This is a genomic window from Planococcus halotolerans (genome assembly GCF_003289955.1).
GTDB classification, from domain to species: domain Bacteria; phylum Bacillota; class Bacilli; order Bacillales_A; family Planococcaceae; genus Planococcus; species Planococcus halotolerans.
The window spans coordinates 1-20,482 of the sequence record NZ_QLZR01000003.1 but is presented as its reverse complement, the minus strand read 5'-3'; the positions used below and the strand labels follow the sequence as shown (position 1 = coordinate 20,482).

The 20,482-nt window shown below is 44.5% G+C and carries 22 protein-coding genes, 1 tRNA gene, 1 rRNA gene and 1 riboswitch; of the genes, 5 read left to right on the top strand and 19 right to left on the bottom strand.

Features of this window, described 5'->3' with window-relative positions; all coding sequences use genetic code 11:
• Positions 1-47 precede the first annotated feature (47 nt).
• From DP120_RS08905 to DP120_RS08890, 4 genes are all read right to left on the bottom strand, one after another.
• Positions 48-755, bottom strand: a complete 708-nt coding sequence (locus DP120_RS08905) for a class I SAM-dependent methyltransferase (protein ID WP_112223321.1) — start codon at positions 753-755, stop codon at positions 48-50.
• 110 nt (positions 756-865) lie between these two features.
• The gene (locus DP120_RS08900; protein ID WP_112223320.1) at positions 866-1,708 is read right to left on the bottom strand and encodes an ABC transporter permease; all 843 of its coding nucleotides are present in this window, start codon (positions 1,706-1,708) and stop codon (positions 866-868) included.
• Positions 1,705-2,712, bottom strand: a complete 1,008-nt coding sequence (locus tag DP120_RS08895; RefSeq protein ID WP_420812432.1) for an ATP-binding cassette domain-containing protein — start codon at positions 2,710-2,712, stop codon at positions 1,705-1,707. The genes DP120_RS08900 and DP120_RS08895 overlap by 4 nt, the downstream gene beginning before the upstream one ends.
• 230 nt (positions 2,713-2,942) lie before the next feature.
• Positions 2,943-3,158, bottom strand: a complete 216-nt coding sequence (locus DP120_RS08890) for a hypothetical protein (protein WP_112223318.1) — start codon at positions 3,156-3,158, stop codon at positions 2,943-2,945.
• A gap of 254 nt (positions 3,159-3,412) precedes the next feature.
• Between DP120_RS08890 and DP120_RS08885 the strand changes: the two genes are divergently transcribed.
• Both DP120_RS08885 and DP120_RS08880 read left to right on the top strand, forming a co-directional pair.
• A complete protein-coding gene (locus DP120_RS08885; protein WP_112223317.1) occupies positions 3,413-3,646 on the top strand; it encodes a hypothetical protein in 234 nt (77 codons plus the stop codon).
• A gap of 88 nt (positions 3,647-3,734) precedes the next feature.
• A complete protein-coding gene (locus tag DP120_RS08880; RefSeq protein ID WP_112223316.1) occupies positions 3,735-3,947 on the top strand; it encodes a hypothetical protein in 213 nt (70 codons plus the stop codon).
• A gap of 51 nt (positions 3,948-3,998) precedes the next feature.
• Here the strand turns inward: DP120_RS08880 and DP120_RS08875 are convergent, their stop codons facing one another.
• Positions 3,999-4,976, bottom strand: coding sequence for a tRNA dihydrouridine synthase (locus DP120_RS08875; RefSeq protein WP_112223315.1), 978 nt, complete (start codon positions 4,974-4,976; stop codon positions 3,999-4,001).
• A 258-nt stretch (positions 4,977-5,234) separates the two neighbouring features.
• Positions 5,235-6,080 (bottom strand): DegV family protein, encoded by an 846-nt coding sequence (locus DP120_RS08870; RefSeq protein ID WP_112223314.1) that lies wholly within the window; start codon positions 6,078-6,080, stop codon positions 5,235-5,237.
• 292 nt (positions 6,081-6,372) lie between these two features.
• Here DP120_RS08870 and DP120_RS08865 point away from each other — a divergent pair, with 292 nt between their 5' ends.
• Positions 6,373-7,137 carry an SDR family NAD(P)-dependent oxidoreductase gene (locus DP120_RS08865; protein ID WP_112223313.1) on the top strand — a complete coding sequence of 255 codons (765 nt, stop codon included), beginning with the start codon at positions 6,373-6,375 and terminating at the stop codon, positions 7,135-7,137.
• A gap of 122 nt (positions 7,138-7,259) precedes the next feature.
• Here the strand turns inward: DP120_RS08865 and DP120_RS08860 are convergent, their stop codons facing one another.
• The 4 genes from DP120_RS08860 to groES all read right to left on the bottom strand — a co-directional run bounded on the left by DP120_RS08860 (position 7,260) and on the right by groES (position 11,876).
• The gene (locus DP120_RS08860; RefSeq protein WP_112223687.1) at positions 7,260-8,429 is read right to left on the bottom strand and encodes an acyl-CoA dehydrogenase family protein; all 1,170 of its coding nucleotides are present in this window, start codon (positions 8,427-8,429) and stop codon (positions 7,260-7,262) included.
• Between the two features lie 45 nt (positions 8,430-8,474).
• The gene (locus DP120_RS08855; RefSeq protein ID WP_112223312.1) at positions 8,475-9,302 is read right to left on the bottom strand and encodes a MetQ/NlpA family ABC transporter substrate-binding protein; all 828 of its coding nucleotides are present in this window, start codon (positions 9,300-9,302) and stop codon (positions 8,475-8,477) included.
• Between the two features lie 193 nt (positions 9,303-9,495).
• A riboswitch (SAM riboswitch) is annotated at positions 9,496-9,623 on the bottom strand.
• A gap of 175 nt (positions 9,624-9,798) precedes the next feature.
• Positions 9,799-11,427 (bottom strand): chaperonin GroEL, encoded by a 1,629-nt coding sequence (groL, locus tag DP120_RS08850; RefSeq protein WP_112223311.1) that lies wholly within the window; start codon positions 11,425-11,427, stop codon positions 9,799-9,801.
• A gap of 164 nt (positions 11,428-11,591) precedes the next feature.
• Positions 11,592-11,876 carry a co-chaperone GroES gene (gene groES / locus DP120_RS08845; protein ID WP_112223310.1) on the bottom strand — a complete coding sequence of 95 codons (285 nt, stop codon included), beginning with the start codon at positions 11,874-11,876 and terminating at the stop codon, positions 11,592-11,594.
• 384 nt (positions 11,877-12,260) lie between these two features.
• On the opposite strand from groES, the gene DP120_RS08840 reads away from it, so the two are divergent.
• Positions 12,261-13,079: a CPBP family intramembrane glutamic endopeptidase gene (locus DP120_RS08840; protein WP_112223309.1), complete on the top strand. Its 819-nt coding sequence runs from the start codon at positions 12,261-12,263 to the stop codon at positions 13,077-13,079.
• Between the two features lie 82 nt (positions 13,080-13,161).
• Here DP120_RS08840 and tatC read toward each other — a convergent pair whose 3' ends face one another.
• The 3 genes from tatC to DP120_RS08825 all read right to left on the bottom strand — a co-directional run bounded on the left by tatC (position 13,162) and on the right by DP120_RS08825 (position 14,863).
• On the bottom strand, positions 13,162-13,929 hold the full coding sequence (gene tatC, locus DP120_RS08835; protein ID WP_112223308.1) for a twin-arginine translocase subunit TatC: 768 nt from the start codon (positions 13,927-13,929) through the stop codon (positions 13,162-13,164).
• A 12-nt stretch (positions 13,930-13,941) separates the two neighbouring features.
• Positions 13,942-14,136, bottom strand: coding sequence for a twin-arginine translocase TatA/TatE family subunit (locus tag DP120_RS08830; RefSeq protein WP_112223307.1), 195 nt, complete (start codon positions 14,134-14,136; stop codon positions 13,942-13,944).
• A gap of 91 nt (positions 14,137-14,227) precedes the next feature.
• A complete protein-coding gene (locus DP120_RS08825) occupies positions 14,228-14,863 on the bottom strand; it encodes a redox-sensing transcriptional repressor Rex (protein ID WP_112223306.1) in 636 nt (211 codons plus the stop codon).
• Between the two features lie 129 nt (positions 14,864-14,992).
• Here DP120_RS08825 and DP120_RS08820 point away from each other — a divergent pair, with 129 nt between their 5' ends.
• Positions 14,993-16,936, top strand: a complete 1,944-nt coding sequence (locus DP120_RS08820; protein WP_112223305.1) for an ABC-F family ATP-binding cassette domain-containing protein — start codon at positions 14,993-14,995, stop codon at positions 16,934-16,936.
• Positions 16,937-17,362: 426 nt separating this feature from the next.
• On the opposite strand, the gene tsaD is transcribed toward DP120_RS08820, so the two are convergent.
• The 6 genes from tsaD to rrf all read right to left on the bottom strand — a co-directional run bounded on the left by tsaD (position 17,363) and on the right by rrf (position 20,348).
• Positions 17,363-18,382 carry a tRNA (adenosine(37)-N6)-threonylcarbamoyltransferase complex transferase subunit TsaD gene (tsaD, locus tag DP120_RS08815; RefSeq protein WP_112223304.1) on the bottom strand — a complete coding sequence of 340 codons (1,020 nt, stop codon included), beginning with the start codon at positions 18,380-18,382 and terminating at the stop codon, positions 17,363-17,365.
• Entirely contained in the window at positions 18,375-18,830 is a 456-nt protein-coding gene (rimI, locus tag DP120_RS08810; RefSeq protein ID WP_112223303.1) for a ribosomal protein S18-alanine N-acetyltransferase, read from the bottom strand. Before rimI ends, tsaD begins: the two co-directional genes overlap by 8 nt.
• Positions 18,827-19,522: a tRNA (adenosine(37)-N6)-threonylcarbamoyltransferase complex dimerization subunit type 1 TsaB gene (gene tsaB, locus DP120_RS08805; protein WP_112223302.1), complete on the bottom strand. Its 696-nt coding sequence runs from the start codon at positions 19,520-19,522 to the stop codon at positions 18,827-18,829. Before tsaB ends, rimI begins: the two co-directional genes overlap by 4 nt.
• On the bottom strand, positions 19,519-19,971 hold the full coding sequence (tsaE, locus tag DP120_RS08800; RefSeq protein WP_112223301.1) for a tRNA (adenosine(37)-N6)-threonylcarbamoyltransferase complex ATPase subunit type 1 TsaE: 453 nt from the start codon (positions 19,969-19,971) through the stop codon (positions 19,519-19,521). Before tsaE ends, tsaB begins: the two co-directional genes overlap by 4 nt.
• A 175-nt stretch (positions 19,972-20,146) precedes the next feature.
• A tRNA-Asp gene (locus DP120_RS08795) sits at positions 20,147-20,219 on the bottom strand.
• A 13-nt stretch (positions 20,220-20,232) separates the two neighbouring features.
• Positions 20,233-20,348, bottom strand: a 5S ribosomal RNA gene (gene rrf / locus DP120_RS08790).
• Between the last annotated feature and the right edge of the window lie 134 nt (positions 20,349-20,482).

Genomic DNA, 20,482 nt, shown 5'->3' with positions numbered 1-20,482 from the left:
TTTTTTCTATGATATAAATTTATGGCTTCAGGGATATCACATGCCGTTCATTTTTTCTTTGAATCGATTATGAGGAAATTGGGCTCTTTCATCAAGCGTTCAAACCGTTCCGGGTCGCGCTCCCTGAAAGCTTCTGTTGGCAGGGGTTCAACCACTTGAACAAGCTCGAAATGCGCCAGCGTTCTGTTCAATATGTCGTTCAACGGCCTCCTGTAAAACGGAACTCTAAACATCTTGCCGTCCTTTTTCCACTCATCAATGATTAGTTCAGTCGAAAAATATTCAGGGTTATCCAGCAATCGTATGTCGGTTAACGGATGGTGGACGGAAAACAGAAATCGGCCGCCTGGCTTCAGGACACGGTGGAATTCCGTGAAGGTCCCTTCCCAATCCTTCAAGTAATGCAAAGTAAGCGAACTCAGGATGAAGTCGAACGACTCATCTTCAAAAGGCAACGCCTCCTCCAAATCCAGACAAAGCACCTGCGCATGGTCTTCCACTCGCCTCTTTGCAGCTTCGGCCATTTCCGGGCTCATATCAATAGCCACGACCTCCGCTCCACGTTTCACCAATTGAAGAGTGTACCAGCCAGCCGCGCATCCGGCGTCCAGAACTTTTTTGCCGGATAAATTTTCCGGCACCCGCTCCATCATCGCTGGCCGCTCGTATTCTGCATTATATAGATTATCGCTGTCCACCGAATGTTCATAGGCATTCGCCATCTGATCGAATGTATCCCGCACTTTTTCTTTCATTGTACGCCTCCTGTTATTGTTGAACTTTCTCCCATTATAACGGAATAAAGTTCTCTTCTAGCAAATACAGAACGCCAATTTCCCTGTCAGGAAATCAGCGTTCCTTCAACTCACTTCTTGTTGCGGTATAAATAGACGGTGATCGGCGCAAATATCGCTGTCATGATGACCGAGACAATAAGCACCCATATCACTTGCTGTGCAGTTAAGGTACCATGCATAGCTCCCCGTACAGCCGTTGCCAGAATTGAAATCGGATTGACGTCGACAAAACTTTCCAGCCATGACGGCAAAGTCCGCGGATCGACGAATACGTTGCTGACGAATGTCAGCGGGAACAGCACCATAAAGCTGATCATCATCAATGCTTTTTCCGAGCGCACAATCAAACCGCAAACCGTCCAGATCCACGACAGGCTGAAAGAGAACACCAAAATCAAAACAATCGCTCCCAGTACTCCCATCAACCCGCCTTCCGGTCGAAAACCGAGCGCAAATCCCAGAGTGATCATAATCACAGAAGCCATCGAGTAACGGACGACGTCGACCAGCAGTGAGCCGATCAAGGCAGAAGGCAGCCAGATCGGCAATGTGCGGAAGCGGTCAAATATCCCTTTGCGGATATCGTTGTTCAAATCAATCCCCGTATACATTGTAATTTGAGCAACCGTCATCACCAAAATCCCAGGCAGCAGAAATTGGAGGTATTCTTCCGTCGAGCCTGCAATGGCACCGCCAAATAAATAAGTGAACATCAGTAAAAAGATTACCGGGAAAACTGTAACGTCAAACATCTGCTCAGGGACATGTTTAATGCGCAATAAAGCCCTTGTCGCGAAAGTTAAAGTGGAAGCAACAGCACTTGGCGGTTTTGGCCGTTCGCTTGAAGCGATCGATTCGTTAAGCCGCAGTTCAGTTGCCTCTTTTTCTCTTTGCTCAATATAGCCTGTCATGATCCACCCTCCTCGGGTTGTGGTTCTTGTGAGGCTGCATGCCCGGTCAATGTCAGGAATACTTCATCAAGGCTTGGCCGTCCAAATGAAAAATCACTTACGGCGATTTGGTTTTTTGCCAACTCACTTAATGCTTCCGCGACTAGAAATGAATCGTTGATCTGAGCCGTCAGCGATGTGGAATCCGGCATTAGATGGACTGCCACAGATAATTTGTCCTCAAGAATCTCTGCTGCCCGTGATCGTTCTTCAGCTTTTACCAGCTGAAGGCTCAAAGTGCCTGTGCCGACCGACGCCTTTAATTCACTGCTTGTGCCTTCTGCGATAATTTTGCCTTGATTGATGACTGCAATACGATCTGCCAGCTGGTCTGCCTCTTCCAGATACTGCGTAGTCAGCAGAACCGTTGTGCCACTGCCGACGAGTGCACGGATAATATCCCATACCTGGTTTCGGCTCCTTGGGTCCAGCCCAGCCGTCGGTTCATCCAAAAACAAGAGTTCCGGGGTTACGACAATGCTCGCCGCAATGTCAATGCGCCGCCGCATACCGCCGGAATAATTCTTCACTTGCCGTTTCGCCGCATCCTGCAGTCCGAAAGCTTTCAATAATTCTGCTGCCCGTACTTTGGCAGCAGCACGTCCATACCCCATCAGCCTGCCCATCATCACAAGGTTTTCCATTCCCGTTAAATCTTCATCGATAGAGGCGTACTGCCCAGTCAAACTGATTCGGCTCCGGATTTCGTCTCCTTCTTTACTTAAATCGTGGCCGAAGATTTCTGCCGATCCACCGTCCGGCTTCAGGAGAGTCGCCAGCACTCGGATTGTAGTCGTTTTCCCGGCCCCATTCGGTCCTAAAAATCCATATACCGTGCCTTTTCTTACAGTCAGGTCCACTCCATCCACTGCCCGGTGTTTCCCAAAAATCTTCACAAGGCCTTTCGCTTCGATTGCCCAGTCAGTTGCGTCCGCTTGATAACTTGCATTTACCACTCTGCTCACCCTTTCCTGTGAAACTCAGGCACAGTCCGTTGAATTAGAGATATGCAAATACTATATTCTATCGCCTTGTTTTATATGTATATTTCAAAGAACATTTGTTCTCATTTCATTCTACATCCACTCGCCTCTAATGTAAATGATTATTATCTAATTATTCAATCTTTTTAACTTCCTTTAAATAAAAAAATGCCGATTTCCTTTTACAGAAATCAGCGTTTCTTCTATATATATTAGGCGCCGCGCGGTTCTTTCGGCGGCTGGCACACGTCACATTTGCGTTGGTTGTTCTTGTTGAACTTCGTAAAAGTCTTTTCGAAATTATTGCCGCATTCACACTTGAACAGCAGCTTTTGCGAAAATCCGTGGTATTCCTTCGACAGCAATGTGCTGGTTGAATTTTTCTCAGTAAACTCTCTTATTTTATCGATCGTCCATCTTTTGTTCATTCTATTACACCTCTATAATTTATTGGTAAGTTCAACTTCCAGGCATCCACTCATTGCGGTATTCCTAAGTCACTCATTATAGCACGGACCTGCCATATATGCTTGTGCTCCCGTTTTCAGCAAATAAAAAACCGAAGAGTATCACGCTGTTCATTGCATCGCCATAGTGATACTGTTGTTCCATAGGCATTTAAATAACCTTGGATTCTATAGACTTTTTTTAGTCACTTTCCATTTCAGGGAGGAGAATCCTATTGAAAATAAACCACATAAGCGATTTGCTGAGCACGATTTCCCAATATAATAATGTCCGCATCACACAAACATTTACATCGGAAACTAAGGATTTAATCATTGTCCGCTGCATTCCCAATACGACAATCCTGGAATTGACTTTCCTAGAAACTTCGACAGTTGTTTGCTACAAAACAGTCGAAGAAGCGGCTGGTGTCATAGACTTTCACCTGAATAACAGCAAAGTGATATAGCTCCCGTTTTTTAGGGGTTTTTATATTTACTTAATTCCCATAACATGGCATAATGTTTTAAAAATCCATCAGTAAAGGCGGCCATCAAGTGATATCTCCAAATTGGTTTCTTACAGATCGAACCCGTTTCAGTGTTATTGACTATAATGATAAGAAATACATGATTTGCTTTTCAAATACTGTACGCCGGGAAATTATATTTGTTGAAGAAGTACAGACCGGCAAAAGAGCTTTACCATTGCCGAACGAAAAAAATATACTCAATGAAACATTGATTGAAAATCTGATCGGCCGAATTTAATTCATTAAAATAGCGCACTCTCTGACTTCCAGAGAATGCGCTATTTTTTACTTAACTTTTCACTTTCGACATTGCTTCAAAATTATTGAGCAGTTCACGTACTTCATCCGTCGTTTCTGTGTACATCAATTCGTTCCGCAATTCACCGACGCCGCGGACCCCTTTAACATAAATCTTAAAGAAGCGGCGCAGCGGTTTGAATGCAATCGGCTCGATATCCGTAGAATATTTATCATGAAGATCCAAATGCAGGCGCAGCAGATCAAACAACTCTTCGCTGCTGTGCTCTCTCGGTTCTTTTTCAAAAGCGAACGGATTGTGGAAAATTCCGCGTCCGATCATAACGCCGTCAATGCCGTACTTCTCAGCAAGCTCCATACCCGTTTTATAATCCGGGATATCGCCATTGATCGTCAGCAAAGTATCCGGCGCAATTTCATCGCGCAATTGCTTGATTTCCGGAATCAATTCCCAATGCGCAGGCACAGCGCTCATCTCTTTTTTCGTACGCAGGTGGATCGACAAATTGGCGATATCCTGTTCCAGCACATGCGTCAGCCAGCCTCTCCACTCGTCCACGCTGGTATAACCCAGACGCGTCTTGACGCTGACCGGCAATCCGCCAGCTTTCGCTGCCTGGATAATCTCGGCTGCGTTATCCGGGTAATTGATCAAGCCACTGCCTTTTCCTTTTGCGGCAACGTTCGGCACAGGGCAGCCCATATTGATGTCGACACCTTTGAAGCCCTGTTTTGCCATGCCGATGCTCATTTCACGGAAATGCTCGGGTTTATTGCCCCAGATATGGGCTACCATCGGCTGCTCATCTTCCGTAAACGTCAACCGGCCGCGCACGCTGAAGATCCCTTCAGGATGGCAATAGCTTTCCGTATTCGTAAACTCAGTGAAAAACACATCCGGCCGTGCCGCTTCAGCCACTACATGGCGGAATACAACATTCGTCACATCTTCCATCGGTGCCAATACAAAAAACGGCCGCGGCAGATCCTGCCAAAAATTCTCTTTCATAATTTTATTCCAATCCTTTCGTCCCTGACTCTTTTTAAATCTATAGTTGAAATCAATAAAAATTAAAATAAGTTACATCTCATTCATTCTTAACCTTATACAGTTTACACGACACGGGCGTTTCTGGAAAGTGAGGTGTTTGAAAGTGGATGCCATTGCACAAAACTTATTTATGAGAATTAAAAAGACAATCCAGTAAGCCGAAAATCTGGCTTACTGGATTGTCTCTAATTTCGCGGAATTTTTATTTGCTGAAAATCATTTAGCCAGCCAGCTTAAACCAGTAGTTCCTTCGCCCGCATGTACGCCAACGCACACACTGAGCTGCACAACTTCGACTTTTAAATCCGGAAATTCCTGGAGAAGCTCGTTCTTCCATGTTTCCGCGTCCACAGCGTTATTGCAGTGAATAGCCGCCACTTCGGTTACTGTGCCTGCAGCCATATCCGCGCGAAGCGCTTCAGTCACATTGTTTTTAGCCCGTTTATTGGAACGGACTTTTTCTTTCATGACAGTGATGCCATCCACAAAAGTAATGACCAGTTTAATATTCAGTATATTACTCAGGAAATTCTGTGTTCCGGAAACACGTCCGCTTTTATGCAATTGGTTCAGGCTTGAAGGAATGAAAGATAAATGGGCTTTAGCTGTCATCCCTTTCAGAGCTTCAACAACTTCTTCAACTTCTTTGCCGTTTTCCAAAAGCTCATTTCCGGCTTCGATCATCTTGACCATCGGGAATGAACCGATTTTCGAATCGACGGGATAAACTTTGAAATCTGTCATTTTCGCGGCTGATTGTGCACTTTCGAATGTACCGGAAAGTCCGCTGGACAGGTGCAGCGCAATCGCCGAATCGTATCCTTCTGCCTCTAATTTTTCATACAAAGCAAGCATCTCGCCGATTGCCGGCTGTGACGTTTTCGGTGATGCTTTAGCTTCACGCAATTTATCGTAAAATTCTTTCTGTGTAAGATCTATTGATTCTCTATATGTTCCATCGGAAAATACAACACTGAGGGGCAGGACATAAACATCATGTTTTTGGATGAATGCGTCATCCAGCTGTGCAGCTGTATCCGTAATCCAAGCTATTTTTTTCATTAGATAAATCTCCTTTTCAGTCAGAGTCCCTTCAGGAACCATCTGTCGACTATCGCTAATTTACAGTATCCAACAACGGGAGGATAGTGACAGCTGTCATATTAGGAGGAAATTTCAGAATGCCTGACATAAGTTGAACATATTTCATTTAACTAATGAATTAAGATGAAAAAAGCTTAAAACTTCTAAGCTGATTCCCGCCCACATGACCCCTCTTACAACATTTGCTTTCTGGTTAATGTAAACAGTACGATAGCTGTGTATCATAATAAATTTCAGTGGAGGAATTCTTATGGAGTACACGGTCATTACAGGAGCCAGCTCAGGCATTGGCTACGAAACTGCGTTAGCTTTTGCATCACGGAATAAAAATCTCATTCTGGTTGCAAGACGCGAAGCGCAGCTGGATGAATTAAAAAAAGAAATCCACAACATGAACGCTAATTTGGACATCGTCATTAAACCCACAGATCTTTCTGAAAGTGAAGATGTTCATGACTTGTACGACAGCTTAAAAGAGTATGAAATTGAAACCTGGATCAATAATGCCGGCTTCGGAAACAGCGCGCCTGTCGCTGAGCAGGAGGTAAAGAAAATCGAAAAGATGCTTCGTGTAAATGTGGAAGCATTAACAACCCTCTCCACACTTTATGCACGCAATTATTCCAGCAAAGAAGGAACACAATTGATCAACGTATCGTCTGACTTAGGATACAGGATCGTGCCGAATGCCGTATCGTATGCTGCGACCAAGTTCTATGTAAGCGCATTTACAGAAGGACTGGCCCAGGAACTGCGCGATCAAGACTCACCAATGAAAGTGAAAATACTCGCGCCGGCCATGACAGAAACTGAGTTTGTGAAAACCGCACGTGAGCTGGAAGATTTCAGCTACAGTGACCATGTCCAAAAATATCACACCGCAAAAGAAATGGCCCAATTCATGCTGGACCTTTATGACAGCGACAAGGTTATTGGGAAAGTGAACAGTGACAGCTATGACTTCGAATTGATGGATCCTATTTTTCCTTATGTTTCGAAGCGGACAGCTAAGTGATTTTAAATTATTCCTTCCCATAAAGAAAACTCCTCCCACTATGTGAGAGGAGTTTTCTTTATGGTTGAACGGAATTACATCATGCCGCACATTGACTAGACTGTTTTTCGGCTCTTTTCTTTCTATTGAAGTTTTTTCAATTCCTGGTTTCTAATTGCAAAATCAGCAAGCAGCGGAATAGTCATATCCTCCATAGGCGGATTATGCAGACCCGCTCTTACATCACGATAATATCTTTGCAAAGGAGACTTTTCTGAAAGGCTCTGAGCACCTACCACCCTCATTGCTAAATCAACGACAGTAACTGCTGAATTTGTGACAGCTACCTTAACCGCCCCCAATTCAGGGGCCATCTTTGATCTTTCCTCTTCTGTTGACTCATCCCACTTCTTCGCTACAGAATGCAGAAAATGTCTTGCTCTTGTTAATTCCAGTTCAATCTGGCCTATCTTTTGTTTTACATTCGGCAATTCTATAATTGGGCCGTTAATGCTATTTGGAGAGTATTCTTTGGCAAAACTGATGGCATAATCCTGCGCTGCCTGAGCAATTCCCAGGTAGCATGCCGGAATATGAAGCAACCATCCAGTTGGTTGTTTTTGTCCAGATCCAAAAATTTCGACCAAAGAGTCTTCCTCAACCTGAACGTCATTCAATACTAAGTCATGACTCCCGGTCCCCCTCATTGCCACACTATCCCAAGTTTCATCTATTTTTATTCCCGCTTTTGATCTTGGAATGAGAAAAAATCCAATTTCGCCTGTCTCTTCAATCGTAGCTGTTACGTTAAAATAGTCCAATACCGGAGCCATTGTAGTAAAAGTTTTTCTTCCATTAATAACCCAATACTGTCCATCCTTTTTAGCCTTTGTGCCAGGTTTTCCGCCTCTTGTCGGACTCCCTGTTTGCTTTTCGGTCGCAGCGGTATTGAGTAAAGCCCCATTTTCTTTTACATCATCAAATAGATTTTTGAGTACAGATTCTTTCCATCTATTCGTTTCTCCCAGATCTTGAATGATTCCCATATGCCAGCCGATCGATAAACCAGTTGACCCATCTGCCTTACTAATAACTTCTTGATAACGTACTAATTCGTATAATGAAATTCCCTGCCCACCGTACTTAGCAGGGACCGTCAATGAAGGATAATTGATATTTTTCAAGTCTTCGAAATTCTCGAATGGAAACTTTCCTTCAAGATCATTTTGAGCTGCTCTTTCTGAGAATGAGGCAACTGTATTTGTTAATATATGCAGACGCTCTTCAAAAGTCTTAGCTGCTGTGAGATCCATGTACACTTCACCTTTCTCTTCTAATACAGATACTTGTTTCATTTATTAATTCCAAGCCTCTGTCATGATAAACCCGTCATATTGTTCATTTGACTCAATATATTCTCTGAATTCATCTGACTCATATGCTTCCTTTAAATCTGTCGCCCATTCTTTACTCTCATTTTCTTCTTCAATAGTTACAATGATACGATGCTGTTCCGGTGTATTTTCAATCTTTAAGGCATCCGTAATTTTTCTATCCGGAGCGCTTGCAATATAATTACCATTAACTATTCCAAAGTCAATGTCCTGAAGTGATACCAGAATTTGAGCAGCGTCTAATACTTTAATGTCAATGTCGTAATCCGCTGGTTCAACACCGTCAAGGGTGAAATCGGTAACACCCGCATCATCCGAGACAGTAACCCAACCTAACTCCTCAAGAATACGCACTGCTCTTTCCTGATTTACCGGATCATTCGGTACCCCAACCGTCGATCCATCTTTCACTTCATCTAGTGAATCGTGATGTTCAGAGTATAACCCCTGAGGAGCACTCGGTACAAAAACAATACCTGTCATATTCATGTCCCTTTCATCATTGATTCCTTCCATGTAAGCTGTACTCTGAAAAATAGTCGCATCAAGTGAGCCCTCTTGCATAGCGGGATTTAACTGCATATTTTGAGAAAAGGTTGTTGTATCAACTGTGTATCCTTTTTCCTCTAAGATAGGCAAGATACCTTCTTTGAATTGTTGTTCGTATGTACCAACACCGAAACCAACTCTTATTTCTTTCTTATCTTCTCCTGAAGCTTGATCCCCATCACCACAACCCGCTAATAATAATGAAATTGAAACTCCTAATACGCTAACTAAACGCTTTTTCATCTGTCATCTCTCCTTGTTTTATACATTCTCTCTATCTCGGACAAATAAAATAATTCGAAGGATAGTAGAATTTTAAAAGATTATTATTTGTTCTTGTTTTTGTTCATTTGTAAATCAGAATTTATCTGATTATCCAATAAATATAAAAAGAGGCCCTCTCCATAAATAAGAAGAGGGACTCTTGGATCAGCTCTTCTCATCTTTCAAGTGCATAAATATAGCACTTGCTGGATTTGGCACAGTTTCGAATTGGAATGGTTTCCAATTCGGTCCGCTGCCGAGGCTTCAAAGGGCCAGTCCCTCCACCTCTCTAGATAAGATATAATTAATATTCGACATCTAATGCCGAGTAATTCAATATGATTAATACAATATCATTCCGTTAATTATATTACAATACATATTAGTGAATTAATTCAATATTGTATTTTTATAATCTAAAAAAGAACTCCTTCTCACTCAGTGAGAAGGAGTTCTTCTAAAAGGGGCTGATGACTTACATCATGCCGCCCATGCCGCCCATATCAGGCATGCCGCCGCCGTTGTTTTCTTCCGGAATGTCCGCCACTACTGCTTCAGTAGTCAGGAACATAGCCGCAACGGATGCTGCGTTTTGAAGTGCAGAACGGGATACTTTAGTTGGATCGACGATGCCTTCTTCAAGCATGTTAACCCATGTGCCGTTCGCTGCGTTAAAGCCGATGCCGACTTCTTCGGATTTCAGGCGATGAACGATGATCGATCCTTCAAGACCTGCGTTTGTCGCGATTTGGCGAACCGGCTCTTCAAGTGCACGAAGAACGATTTTAACGCCTGTCGCTTCGTCGCCTTCTATTGTTTCAAGAATTTCCGCGACGTTGTTGTAAACATTGATATATGCAGTACCGCCGCCCGCCACGATGCCTTCTTCAACTGCTGCGCGTGTTGCGTTCAACGCATCTTCAATGCGCAGTTTGCGTTCTTTCAATTCTGTTTCTGTAGCCGCTCCGACTTTGATGACTGCTACGCCGCCTGAAAGTTTAGCAAGGCGTTCCTGCAATTTCTCTTTGTCGAACTCAGAAGTTGTTTCTTCCAATTGGCTGCGGATTTGAGTTACGCGTGCCACGATGTTCTGTGGATCTCCGTTACCCTCAACGATTGTTGTGTTTTCTTTTGTTACGACAACTTTCGCTGCGCGTCCAAGCTGTGCAATGTTCGTTGTTTTCAACTCAAGTCCAAGGTCTTCAGTGATCACTTCAGCGCCAGTCAATGCTGCGATATCTTCAAGCATCGCTTTGCGGCGGTCACCGAATCCTGGTGCTTTAACCGCTACCGCGTTAAATGTACCGCGTAATTTATTGACCACTAAAGTAGCCAATGCTTCGCCTTCAACATCTTCAGCGATGATCAATAAAGGCTTGCTTTGCTGAACAACTTGCTCAAGTACTGGAAGGATTTCCTGGATATTGCCGATTTTCTTGTCAGTGACAAGGATAAACGGGTTTTCAAGGACCGCTTCCATTTTGTCTGAATCCGTTACCATGTATGGTGACTGGTAACCGCGGTCGAATTGCATACCTTCCACTACGTCAAGCTCTGTAGTGAAGCCGCGTGATTCTTCCAAAGTGATGACGCCGTCGTTGCCGACACGCTCCATCGCTTCAGCGATCAGTTTACCCACTTCAGCGTCGCCGGAAGAAATTGCTGCAACCTGTGCAATCGACTCTTTTCCTTCGATTTGCTGAGAAACGGATTTCAAGCCTTCAACCGCTTTTTCAACTGCCAATTCGATACCGCGGCGGATGCCCACAGGGTTCGCGCCAGCTGTAACGTTTTTCAAGCCTTCACGGATCATTGCCTGCGCAAGAACTGTCGCAGTTGTTGTTCCGTCACCAGCGATGTCATTTGTTTTAGAAGCAACTTCAGCCACGAGTTTCGCACCCATGTTTTCAAAAGCGTTCTCAAGTTCGATTTCTTTTGCAATCGTTACACCGTCATTTGTAATAAGTGGTGAACCGAATTTTTTCTCAAGCACCACGTTGCGCCCTTTTGGCCCAAGCGTAACTTTTACCGCGTCCGCCAATTTATCTACACCCTGCAACATGAGGGTACGTGCATCTTCACTGAACTTAATCTCTTTTGCCATGTTTAGCTTCCTCCTATGTCAAACTGAATTTTATCGTTTATCCCGTATTAACGGTCAGTAAGACTCCCACTTTTCCAAGCGGGAGATCAACTGACCGTAAAAACCCGATTGGATCAACTAACATTCAATGTGATGAAGTAACTCCCACTGAATGAAGTTTCTCTTTATCCGATTACTGCTAAAATGTCGTTTTCGCGCAAGATCAAATACTCTTTGCCTTCGTATTTCAATTCAGATCCTGCATATTTTGAGAAGATTACGCGGTCGCCTTCTTTAACATCCAGCTCCGTGCGTGCGCCGTTTTCGCGGATCAAGCCATTTCCTACCGCGATGACATTGCCTTCCTGCGGTTTTTCCTGAGCCGATCCCGGCAATACAATCCCGCTTGAAGTAGTTTCTTCCGCTTCGATGAGTTCAATGATAACTCGGTCTCCTAATGGTCTTAACAATTGAAACACCCTCCTCTGAATAAGTAAATGCAATTATTAGCACTCTCACTCTTCGAGTGCTAACCCATTTCCAAGTTTAATAAAAACAAAGAATATTTGCAAGCGGTAAGGTATGCACTTTTTGAAAGAAAATTTGTCTAGACTTCAGCGGCCCAGCTCTTCGGGTCATAAGCCACTTTGGCTGTGCGGCTGAAAACACGCCGCTTCGCCAAATCGTGAAAAACCCTACTGCTCCTGCATCGCTGCGCTAGCTTCGTCGCAAAGATATGGGCCAAATTACATTTGGCCCATATCTTGCTTGCGCTTTTCTTTATTTCTTTGCGCTATTTTTTTCTAACCACTACAATAGAAAGTAGGACTGCAAACGAAAGGAATTATGTATACATGGCCAACGAGAAAAATTCGCTTAAAGATAAACTCTTCAAAGATTCCGGAACCAAAACAAAAGGGAAGAAAACTAAAAAGACTTCTCTATATGTGTTACTGATTTTCATCGCCATCCAATTATCTCCCGTACTGTTCATCAACTCCACTTATGATTATTTTATCGGCCAGGGCATGGAACCTGACATGGCCCAGGCGGCAACATCCGGCTGGCTGATCTTCCTTGCCATGGGCATCGGTTTTGCCATCGCCCTCATCGTCGTTTTTCGGGACAAGAAATTCTTCGACATCTGGAAAGGCAAGAAACTTAATATCGGCTGGGCAATCCTGTGGGGTTTCTTCGGCTTCCTGCTGCTGCTCATCGGACAATCGCTGGCCGCGTTAATCGAACTTGCCATGGGCATCGACCCGGGCTCTGAGAATACATCCAATTTGGTCAGCATCGCCGAAGTCGTGCCGGCTGCCATTTTCGCCGTCGTCCTCTTTGGACCGGTAATGGAAGAGCTCGTTTTCCGCCGCGTCGTTTTCGGTTCAATGATCCAAACAACAAATTTCTGGATCGCTACAGCTGTCAGCGCCCTCGTTTTTGCAGCCGTCCATTTGGAATTCACTCATCTTCTGCTGTATTTCACAACCGGTCTGATTCTTGCGTTCCTGTACAAGAAAACGAAAAGCCTGCTGACGCCAATCATCGCCCATATCCTGCTGAACGGTTACGTTATGCTCATCCAGCTGAATATGGACAAAATCAACCGCTTCATCGAACGCATGGAACAATTGGAGCAGATTCAATTCATCACCCAAATTTTCTTCAGATAAACAAAGCCCGGCTGCACTTAGCAGCCGGGCTTTTGGTTTGTTTGAAAAATGCACTCTATTAAAAACAAAAACCCCACAGAGTTTATTCCTCTGAAAGGCTTTGTTGTTCTTCGATTGCCTGCTGCTGTTCGGCTTTCAAGAATTTACGATAACCGATTTTCGCGATGATAATACTGAATTCATATAATAGAATCAACGGCAGCGTCACAATCAGATGTGAAATGATATCCGGCGGCGTGATGAAAGCTGCGATAACCACCAGCGCAAAATACGCGTACTTGCGGTATTGCGTCATCAGCATCGGTGTAATGATTCCGAGCCTGGTCAGAAACAGCATCAGCACCGGCAACTGGAAAATGAAGCCGAATGGCAAGGTGATCTGGAACAGGAACTGGAAGTATTCATTGATCCCGATTGTTTCCTGTATGGAGAGATTGTCGGAAATATTCAGCATAAAGCCGATTACGTAAGGGAACAGCACCAAATAGGAAAAGGCGATCCCTCCGACAAAAAGCAGCAGTGAAAACGGGATATAACTCAATGTCGCCCGCCGTTCTTTATCATGCAGGCCGGGGCTGATGAATGCCCAGAAATGATACATGATCACTGGTGAAGTGATGAACAGCGCAAGAATCATCATGACTTGCATATAGATCTTCAGCGGGTCTGTAATCTTAAAGGCATTCAATGTCAGATTTTTCGCTTCCTCTGTATACTGCAGATAGTTGATCAGCGGCTGAGCGAGGAAAAAGCTGACAATGACGGCCAATAGAAAGAAAACGACTATAATCGTCAGCCGTTTTCTCAATTCACCTATATGTTCAACTAATGTCATATCTTTTTCATTCATCGGATTAACATCCTATCGTAGTTCTTTTTGCTCTTCTTTCTTCTTTGTTGAAACGTCATCGTCGTCATCATCAACAAGCCCCTTAGTGGCATTCTTGAATTCGCGAAGTGAAGAACCGAACGCTTTACCCAATTCCGGCAATTTCTTCGGCCCGAAAATCAACAATGCTACAACTGCAATAACGATCAAACTTAGTGGACCTGGCATAATTGACACCTCCTGTAGTATGCGTCTTATTTTACAGCATCTGTACCGCTTTGGCTATTTCCTTGGACTCTTCAAATGTGAAGATTTTAAGTCATGTATGCTTGATCATATAAATCAGCGTCTGCAGCTCTACCGACAAATCGATGGTCTGCACATGGATGTTTTCAGGGACCGCAATGCGGACAGGTGTGAAGTTCAGAATCCCTTTGATCGCCGTTGCTGCCAGACGGTCTGTGACTTCCTGGGCAGAGCGTGACGGCACAGTCAAGATGACCACTTCAACACCATATTCCTTAATTTTTTCTTCAATCATATCCGGATGGTACGTATCGATGCCGCTGATCTTTTCGCCTTCATGCGGACTATTCGAATCAAAAGCAAGAATGATCTTCGTATTATGGTTGCGGTGGAAATTATACTTCAAAAAGGCGCTGCCAAGGCTGCCGACGCCGATCAACGCTACGTTCGTCGCTTCGTCCTGGTCCAGTGTCTTGCGGAAGAATTCGAGCAGTTCCTGAACGTCATAGCCATAACCTTTCTTGCCAAGTGCTCCTAGATGGGAAAAATCCCTTCTGATGGTGGCCGAATCTATTTTCATTGCTTCGCTCAGTTCCTGGGAAGAAATTCTCTTCTGACCGGCATTGGCGAAATTCTGAAGAAAACGATAATAAAGCGGAAGCCGTTTTGTAGTAGCTTGTGGAATTTTGGATGTTGGTTCCTGTAACATGCAATGTTACCTCCTGGGTCTTGTCAAATCGCCTTTATCTTACATGAGGCGGCCCGATATGTAAAGGTCCGGCCGATTGCGAAGCCCGCTTCTATCGGCTACACTTAGAGAGAATAGAGGTGACCCAAAATGATCGTATTGCAAGTAAACCAAATCCATAAATCGTTCGGGGCGGAGGAAATCCTCTCCGGCGTTAAATTAGAAGTCCAGCACCGGGACCGGGTCGCTCTAGTCGGCCGGAACGGCGCAGGAAAATCAACGCTGCTGAAAATTATTTCCGGGGAAATATCGTATGACAGCGGCGACATCATCATGCCAAAAGATTTGACTGTCGGCTATCTCGAGCAACAGTCCAAGCTTGAATCCGACATGACAATCTGGGACGAAATGATGACCATCTTCAGTGGCTTCCGCGAACAGGAACAGCAATTGCGCCGGCTCGAGGAACAGATGGCTGATCCTGCTGTCTACAACAATCAGGAAATCAACGAAAAAGTGATGCAGGAATACGATGCTCTTCAGCACGCTTTTAAGGACGCCGGCGGCTATCAGTACGAAGCTGATACCCGCGCCATCCTGCACGGCATGAAATTCTATTCCGATGATTACGGCAAAAAAGTGGTTTCATTGTCAGGCGGCCAGAAAACCCGCCTGATGCTCGCCAAACATCTGCTGACCAAGCCGCAGCTATTGATTCTCGATGAACCGACCAACCACCTGGACATCGAAACATTGAGCTGGCTTGAGAATTACTTGAAGAATTATCCCGGCGCCATCCTGGTCGTATCGCATGACCGCTACTTCCTGGACCAGGTTGTTAACATTGTCTATGAAGTGTCACGCCACCAGGTCCGGAAATTCACCGGCAACTACAGCCGTTATCTCGACGAAAAAGCGAAACAGTACGAGCTGGACCAGAAACAGTTTGAAAAACAGCAAAGCGAAAAAGCGAAGCTCGAAGATTATGTCGCCCGCAATCTGGTCCGTGCGTCAACGACTAAAATGGCTCAAAGCCGGCGCCGTGTGCTCGAAAAAACTGATTGGATGGAAGCGCCCGACGGCAATGAAAAATCAGCTCGTTTCGGCTTCACTATCGCCAAACAAAGTGGCAATGATGTGCTCAATGTCCGTGATTTAAAAATCGGATACAGCGGAAAACCGGTCTCCGAAAACATCAATGTAAAGCTGTACCGCCAGGAAAGCCTCGCTCTTGTCGGACCGAATGGTGTCGGCAAATCGACGTTACTGAAAACAATCATTAAGGAAATTCCGCCGCTTAATGGCGACATCCATTACGGCACCGGCATCCAATTCGGCTATTACGACCAGGAACAGGCAAACCTGAAAGGTAATAAACTCGTATTAAACGAACTATGGGACGATTATCCGATGGTCAACGAAAAAGATATTCGGGGCATTCTCGGCCGTTTCCTGTTCTCAGGCGACGACGTATTAAAACCCGTTTCATCTCTTTCTGGCGGCGAAAAAGCACGGGTGGCACTCGCGAAACTGATGATGCAAAAAGCGAATGTTTTATTGCTCGATGAACCGACCAACCACTTGGACCTCGACAGCAAGGAAGTCCTTGAAAACGCGTTGCTCGACTATCCCGGCACCATCCTTTTCGTATCCCACGACCGTTATTTCATGAATCGCATTTCCACAAAAGTGGTCGAGTTGATGAAGGAAGGTACGACCGAGTACCTTGGCGATTACGATTATTATGTAGAGAAGAAGCTGGAAACAGAAGAATTGAAAGCATTGGAAGAAGCTGAAAATCCTTCTGTCATCAATAAACCGGAAACTGCCGCCTCTACTTCACAAATCGATAAGGAAGCAAAAAAACTGGAACGCCAATTGACGCGCCAGCTTGAAGAAGTTGAGCAGGATATGGAAAAACTGGATTTACAGATTGCCGAAACAGAAGAGCAATTCACCGACCCTGAAATTTTCCAGGATCATGAACGCCTGCTTCCTCTGCAGCAGCAGTTGGAAGAACTGAAAGGGCAACACGAAGAAACAATGGCGTTATGGCTTGAATTGCAGGAAAAACTTGAACAATTAGCAAATTGACCGTATACTTTTGTATGCGGTTTTTCTTTGTCCATATCTTGGTCAATACCCTTTTGTAAAATATTTATTTCCACAAAGTTGTGCACATCGCTTCTCCTTGTGCATCAACTATCAACAGTGTTATGCACATTATCCACAATCAATAAAAAAGTTACCCACATAGTATCCTGCTATATGGTACACAAGATATAGGAAATCACCAAGTTATTCTCGACTTACAAACAGCTTACTAACAAATTGTGCATAAGTACAAATGTTCTCTATTGACAGAATTTAAGTGGTTTGTTTATAAAAAGTGGATAAGTCCATGGAATTTTCGCATTTTTTCATTAAATTTCCGATTTCCAGCTTACTTATGCACAAAAAGAAAAAGCTCTTTATCTGAATTGTGGATAAAGAGCTTTTTAGTATTTATTTATTAACAATTTAAATCCATGAAGCCATTTCCATTCCTGGACGGCCGTTCATGGCCATATTTCCGCGGATGCCTTTTTCAAACATCACTGTCCCTGCGGCCGCAATCATCGCTGCATTGTCGGTGCATAAACGCAACGGCGGAATAAAGAAAGGAATGCCTTTCTCTGTAAACTCTTTTTCAAGAGAAGCACGCAAGCCTTTATTGGCTGCCACCCCTCCTGCTGCAATCACTTGCCGTACCTTGTATTGATCAGCTGCCTTCAGGGTTTTGGCAGTAACCACTTCAACTACGCTGTTCTGGAATCCGGCAGCAACATCTTCAGGTTTCACCTGTTCCCCGCGCTGCGCCGCATTGTGCATATAATTCAATACCGATGATTTCAAGCCGCTGAAACTGAAGTCATAAGAGCCTTCTTCCAACCAAACACGCGGAAAATCGACCGGGTTTGTGCTTTCATGTGCCAGACGGTCAATATGAGGGCCTCCTGGATACGGAAGGTTCAACGTACGCGCTACTTTGTCATACGCTTCCCCTGCTGCATCGTCACGGGTTTCCCCAATGACTTCAAAATGGCCATGTTCCTTCATATATACCAGTTCTGTATGTCCACCCGAAATCACTAGAGCAAGTAAAGGAAACTCCATTTCCTGCGCAAGCCGGTTGGCATAGATATGGCCTGCTATATGATGCACTCCGATAATCGGCAATTGATGGGCAAACGCAAAAGCTTTCGCTGCATTTACGCCAATCAATAAAGCACCGACTAATCCTGGCCCTTCGGTTACAGCCACTGCACTCAACCCAGTTGGAGTCATTTCTGCCTGCTGCAGTGCTTCTTCAATCACCAATGTAATCTGTTCGACATGATGTCTTGAAGCGATTTCCGGTACAACTCCACCAAAGCGCTTATGGCTTTCAATTTGTGAAGCGACAACGTTAGAGATGATTTCCGTACCGTTTTTTACTACAGACGCCGCGGTTTCATCACAACTTGTCTCTATTCCCAATACATAGATGTCTTCATTCATCAAAATTCACCCACATCACTATGGCATCCTCAAAATTATCTGAGTAATAGCTTTTCCGGATGCCTCCATTTTTAAATCCAAGTTTTTCGTAAAGGTTTCTTGCAATAGTATTGCTCACTCTGGCTTCAAGAGTCATCGCCTTTGCCCCATTTTCCTTTGCCGTCTCCATTGCAGCAATCATGAGTTTCTCACCCAATTTTTTGCCGCGCTGTTCCGGCCGTATGGCGATATTGGTCACATGGCATTCATCCATGACAATCCATAAGCCGCAAAAACCGACGATTCCATCCGATGTTTCAGCCAAAACATAATAAGCATGCCTGTTTTCCATCATTTCATAATGGAAGGCTTCTTTTGTCCATGGTAAAGAAAAGGATGAATGCTCAATCTCAAATACAGCATCCACATCGTCGACTGTCATTTTGCGGAAGGTCACTTCGTCATTCATGATTCTCCGCCGCCTTGTGCCTTGAGATAATTCGCTTCGGCTTCTGTAATCCGGCGATATTCAGGCACCGCATGATGCACATTCTGCTCGGTGGATTGTTTCGCCAGCATGATCAAATTCGAAGCCCGTGGCAAGCGGTTCTGTGGTGCTGCAAAAACAGCCTGGTCTCCAAGGGCCTCACGGATTGTTTCCTTATGGATTTCAATATCCATCCCCACAAATAAAACCGGACGCCCTGTTTCTTTCAATTGCAGAAGAAATTCCCTTACATCACTGTGCTGATCAGGAATTACCGACTCCAGGCTTTCGCCGGCGTAAGCACCCATAAAGGCAGTGCCTCTTCTTGCATCCATTAACGGGCATATAATTCCGTCAAAAAATTGGCCATTTGCTGCCAATACTTTTAGGCTCGACACCATATGCAAGGGTATTTTTAACGACCACGCCAATGTTTTGGCAATCGTAAGACCGATACGCACGCCAGTATAAGATCCAGGACCTTCAGCAACAGCAATATGAGTCAATTCCGATGGATTCACCTTGGCTTTTGCCATTAGGTCCTCTACAGCAGGCATGGCAGTCAAGGAATGGTTTATTTTAAGATTTGATGTTTCTTCTATTAGAATGGTATCGTCTTTTGCCAATGCAATAGCTAATGGCGAATTCGATGTGTCGATTCCTAGGTAAATCATGGCATAATCTCCTTGCAAAGAGTTTCAAAACGCTGTCCAATCGGATGCAGCTGAATTGCACGGCTTTCTTCTGATAGACGGTCTATGGTAATTTCCAATCGTTCATCGGGCAAATAATCTTCTATAAATTGCGCCCACTCGACAACGGAAACTGCCTCACTGGCAAATAACTCATCAAAACCGATATCTTCATCACTGTTTTCAAGTCTGTAGACATCAAAATGATTGAGATCCAGGTTCCCGGAATACTGTTTCAAAATCGTAAACGTCGGGCTGTTGACCATCCGTTTAATCCCGAGGCCTTTCGCCAAGCCTTTAGTAAACGTTGTTTTCCCGGCTCCTAGGCCACCTTCCAGCGTCAGCAAATCACCGGCCTTCAATAAACCCGCCAGCTTTGCAGCAAACGCTTCCGTTTCTTCCGGAGAATTTACTTCTATAGTATAAGTCATTCTTTGTCACCTCTATTGAGTCTTAACATAGTTTAGCGAAGAAATGCTTGTAAATCAAAATATATTACCCGTCTCACTCAGTTGTTCGGAAGTTCTGTATCTTAACATCCGTTAAAACTTGTTGCTTTTGGACAAAAAAAATAAACACAGCGGCTTGGCTGTGTTTATCATAAGACGGTCCCGACCGGGATCGAACCGGCGATCTCCTGCGTGACAGGCAGGCATGTTAACCGCTACACCACGGGACCATAAAAAAAATCAGACCAGCGACGTCCTACTCTCACAGGGGGAGACCCCCAACTACCATCGGCGCAAAAGAGCTTAACTGCCGTGTTCGGGATGGGAACGGGTGTGGCCTCTTTGCCATCGTCACTGGACTGTATTTGAGTGCTTGCGCCCTCAAAACTGGATACAACGGACATTGAAACGGTTGAATGCAAAGCGAATCATGAAAGTAATTGGTTAAGTCCTCGATCGATTAGTATTCGTCAGCTGCACGTGTCGCCACGCT

Excerpts from the sequence above, each read along its gene's own strand:
- DP120_RS08840 (WP_112223309.1), top strand. The coding sequence starts at position 12,261 with ATGGCCAACGAGAAAAATTCGCTTAAAGATAAACTCTTCAAAGATTCC.
- DP120_RS08830 (WP_112223307.1), bottom strand. The coding sequence starts at position 14,136 with ATGCCAGGTCCACTAAGTTTGATCGTTATTGCAGTTGTAGCATTGTTG.
- DP120_RS08865 (WP_112223313.1), top strand. The coding sequence starts at position 6,373 with ATGGAGTACACGGTCATTACAGGAGCCAGCTCAGGCATTGGCTACGAA.
- DP120_RS08870 (WP_112223314.1), bottom strand. The coding sequence starts at position 6,080 with ATGAAAAAAATAGCTTGGATTACGGATACAGCTGCACAGCTGGATGAC.
- DP120_RS08875 (WP_112223315.1), bottom strand. The coding sequence starts at position 4,976 with ATGAAAGAGAATTTTTGGCAGGATCTGCCGCGGCCGTTTTTTGTATTG.
- DP120_RS08905 (WP_112223321.1), bottom strand. The coding sequence starts at position 755 with ATGAAAGAAAAAGTGCGGGATACATTCGATCAGATGGCGAATGCCTAT.
- DP120_RS08900 (WP_112223320.1), bottom strand. The coding sequence starts at position 1,708 with ATGACAGGCTATATTGAGCAAAGAGAAAAAGAGGCAACTGAACTGCGG.
- DP120_RS08860 (WP_112223687.1), bottom strand. The coding sequence starts at position 8,429 with ATGGATCTCACAGCAGCTAAGACTTTTGAAGAGCGTCTGCATATATTA.
- rimI (WP_112223303.1), bottom strand. The coding sequence starts at position 18,830 with ATGAATGACGAAGTGACCTTCCGCAAAATGACAGTCGACGATGTGGAT.
- tatC (WP_112223308.1), bottom strand. The coding sequence starts at position 13,929 with ATGAATGAAAAAGATATGACATTAGTTGAACATATAGGTGAATTGAGA.
- tsaD (WP_112223304.1), bottom strand. The coding sequence starts at position 18,382 with ATGAATGAAGACATCTATGTATTGGGAATAGAGACAAGTTGTGATGAA.
- DP120_RS08820 (WP_112223305.1), top strand. The coding sequence starts at position 14,993 with ATGATCGTATTGCAAGTAAACCAAATCCATAAATCGTTCGGGGCGGAG.
- DP120_RS08890 (WP_112223318.1), bottom strand. The coding sequence starts at position 3,158 with ATGAACAAAAGATGGACGATCGATAAAATAAGAGAGTTTACTGAGAAA.
- DP120_RS08825 (WP_112223306.1), bottom strand. The coding sequence starts at position 14,863 with ATGTTACAGGAACCAACATCCAAAATTCCACAAGCTACTACAAAACGG.
- DP120_RS08855 (WP_112223312.1), bottom strand. The coding sequence starts at position 9,302 with ATGAAAAAGCGTTTAGTTAGCGTATTAGGAGTTTCAATTTCATTATTA.
- groL (WP_112223311.1), bottom strand. The coding sequence starts at position 11,427 with ATGGCAAAAGAGATTAAGTTCAGTGAAGATGCACGTACCCTCATGTTG.
- tsaB (WP_112223302.1), bottom strand. The coding sequence starts at position 19,522 with ATGATTTACCTAGGAATCGACACATCGAATTCGCCATTAGCTATTGCA.
- tsaE (WP_112223301.1), bottom strand. The coding sequence starts at position 19,971 with ATGACTTATACTATAGAAGTAAATTCTCCGGAAGAAACGGAAGCGTTT.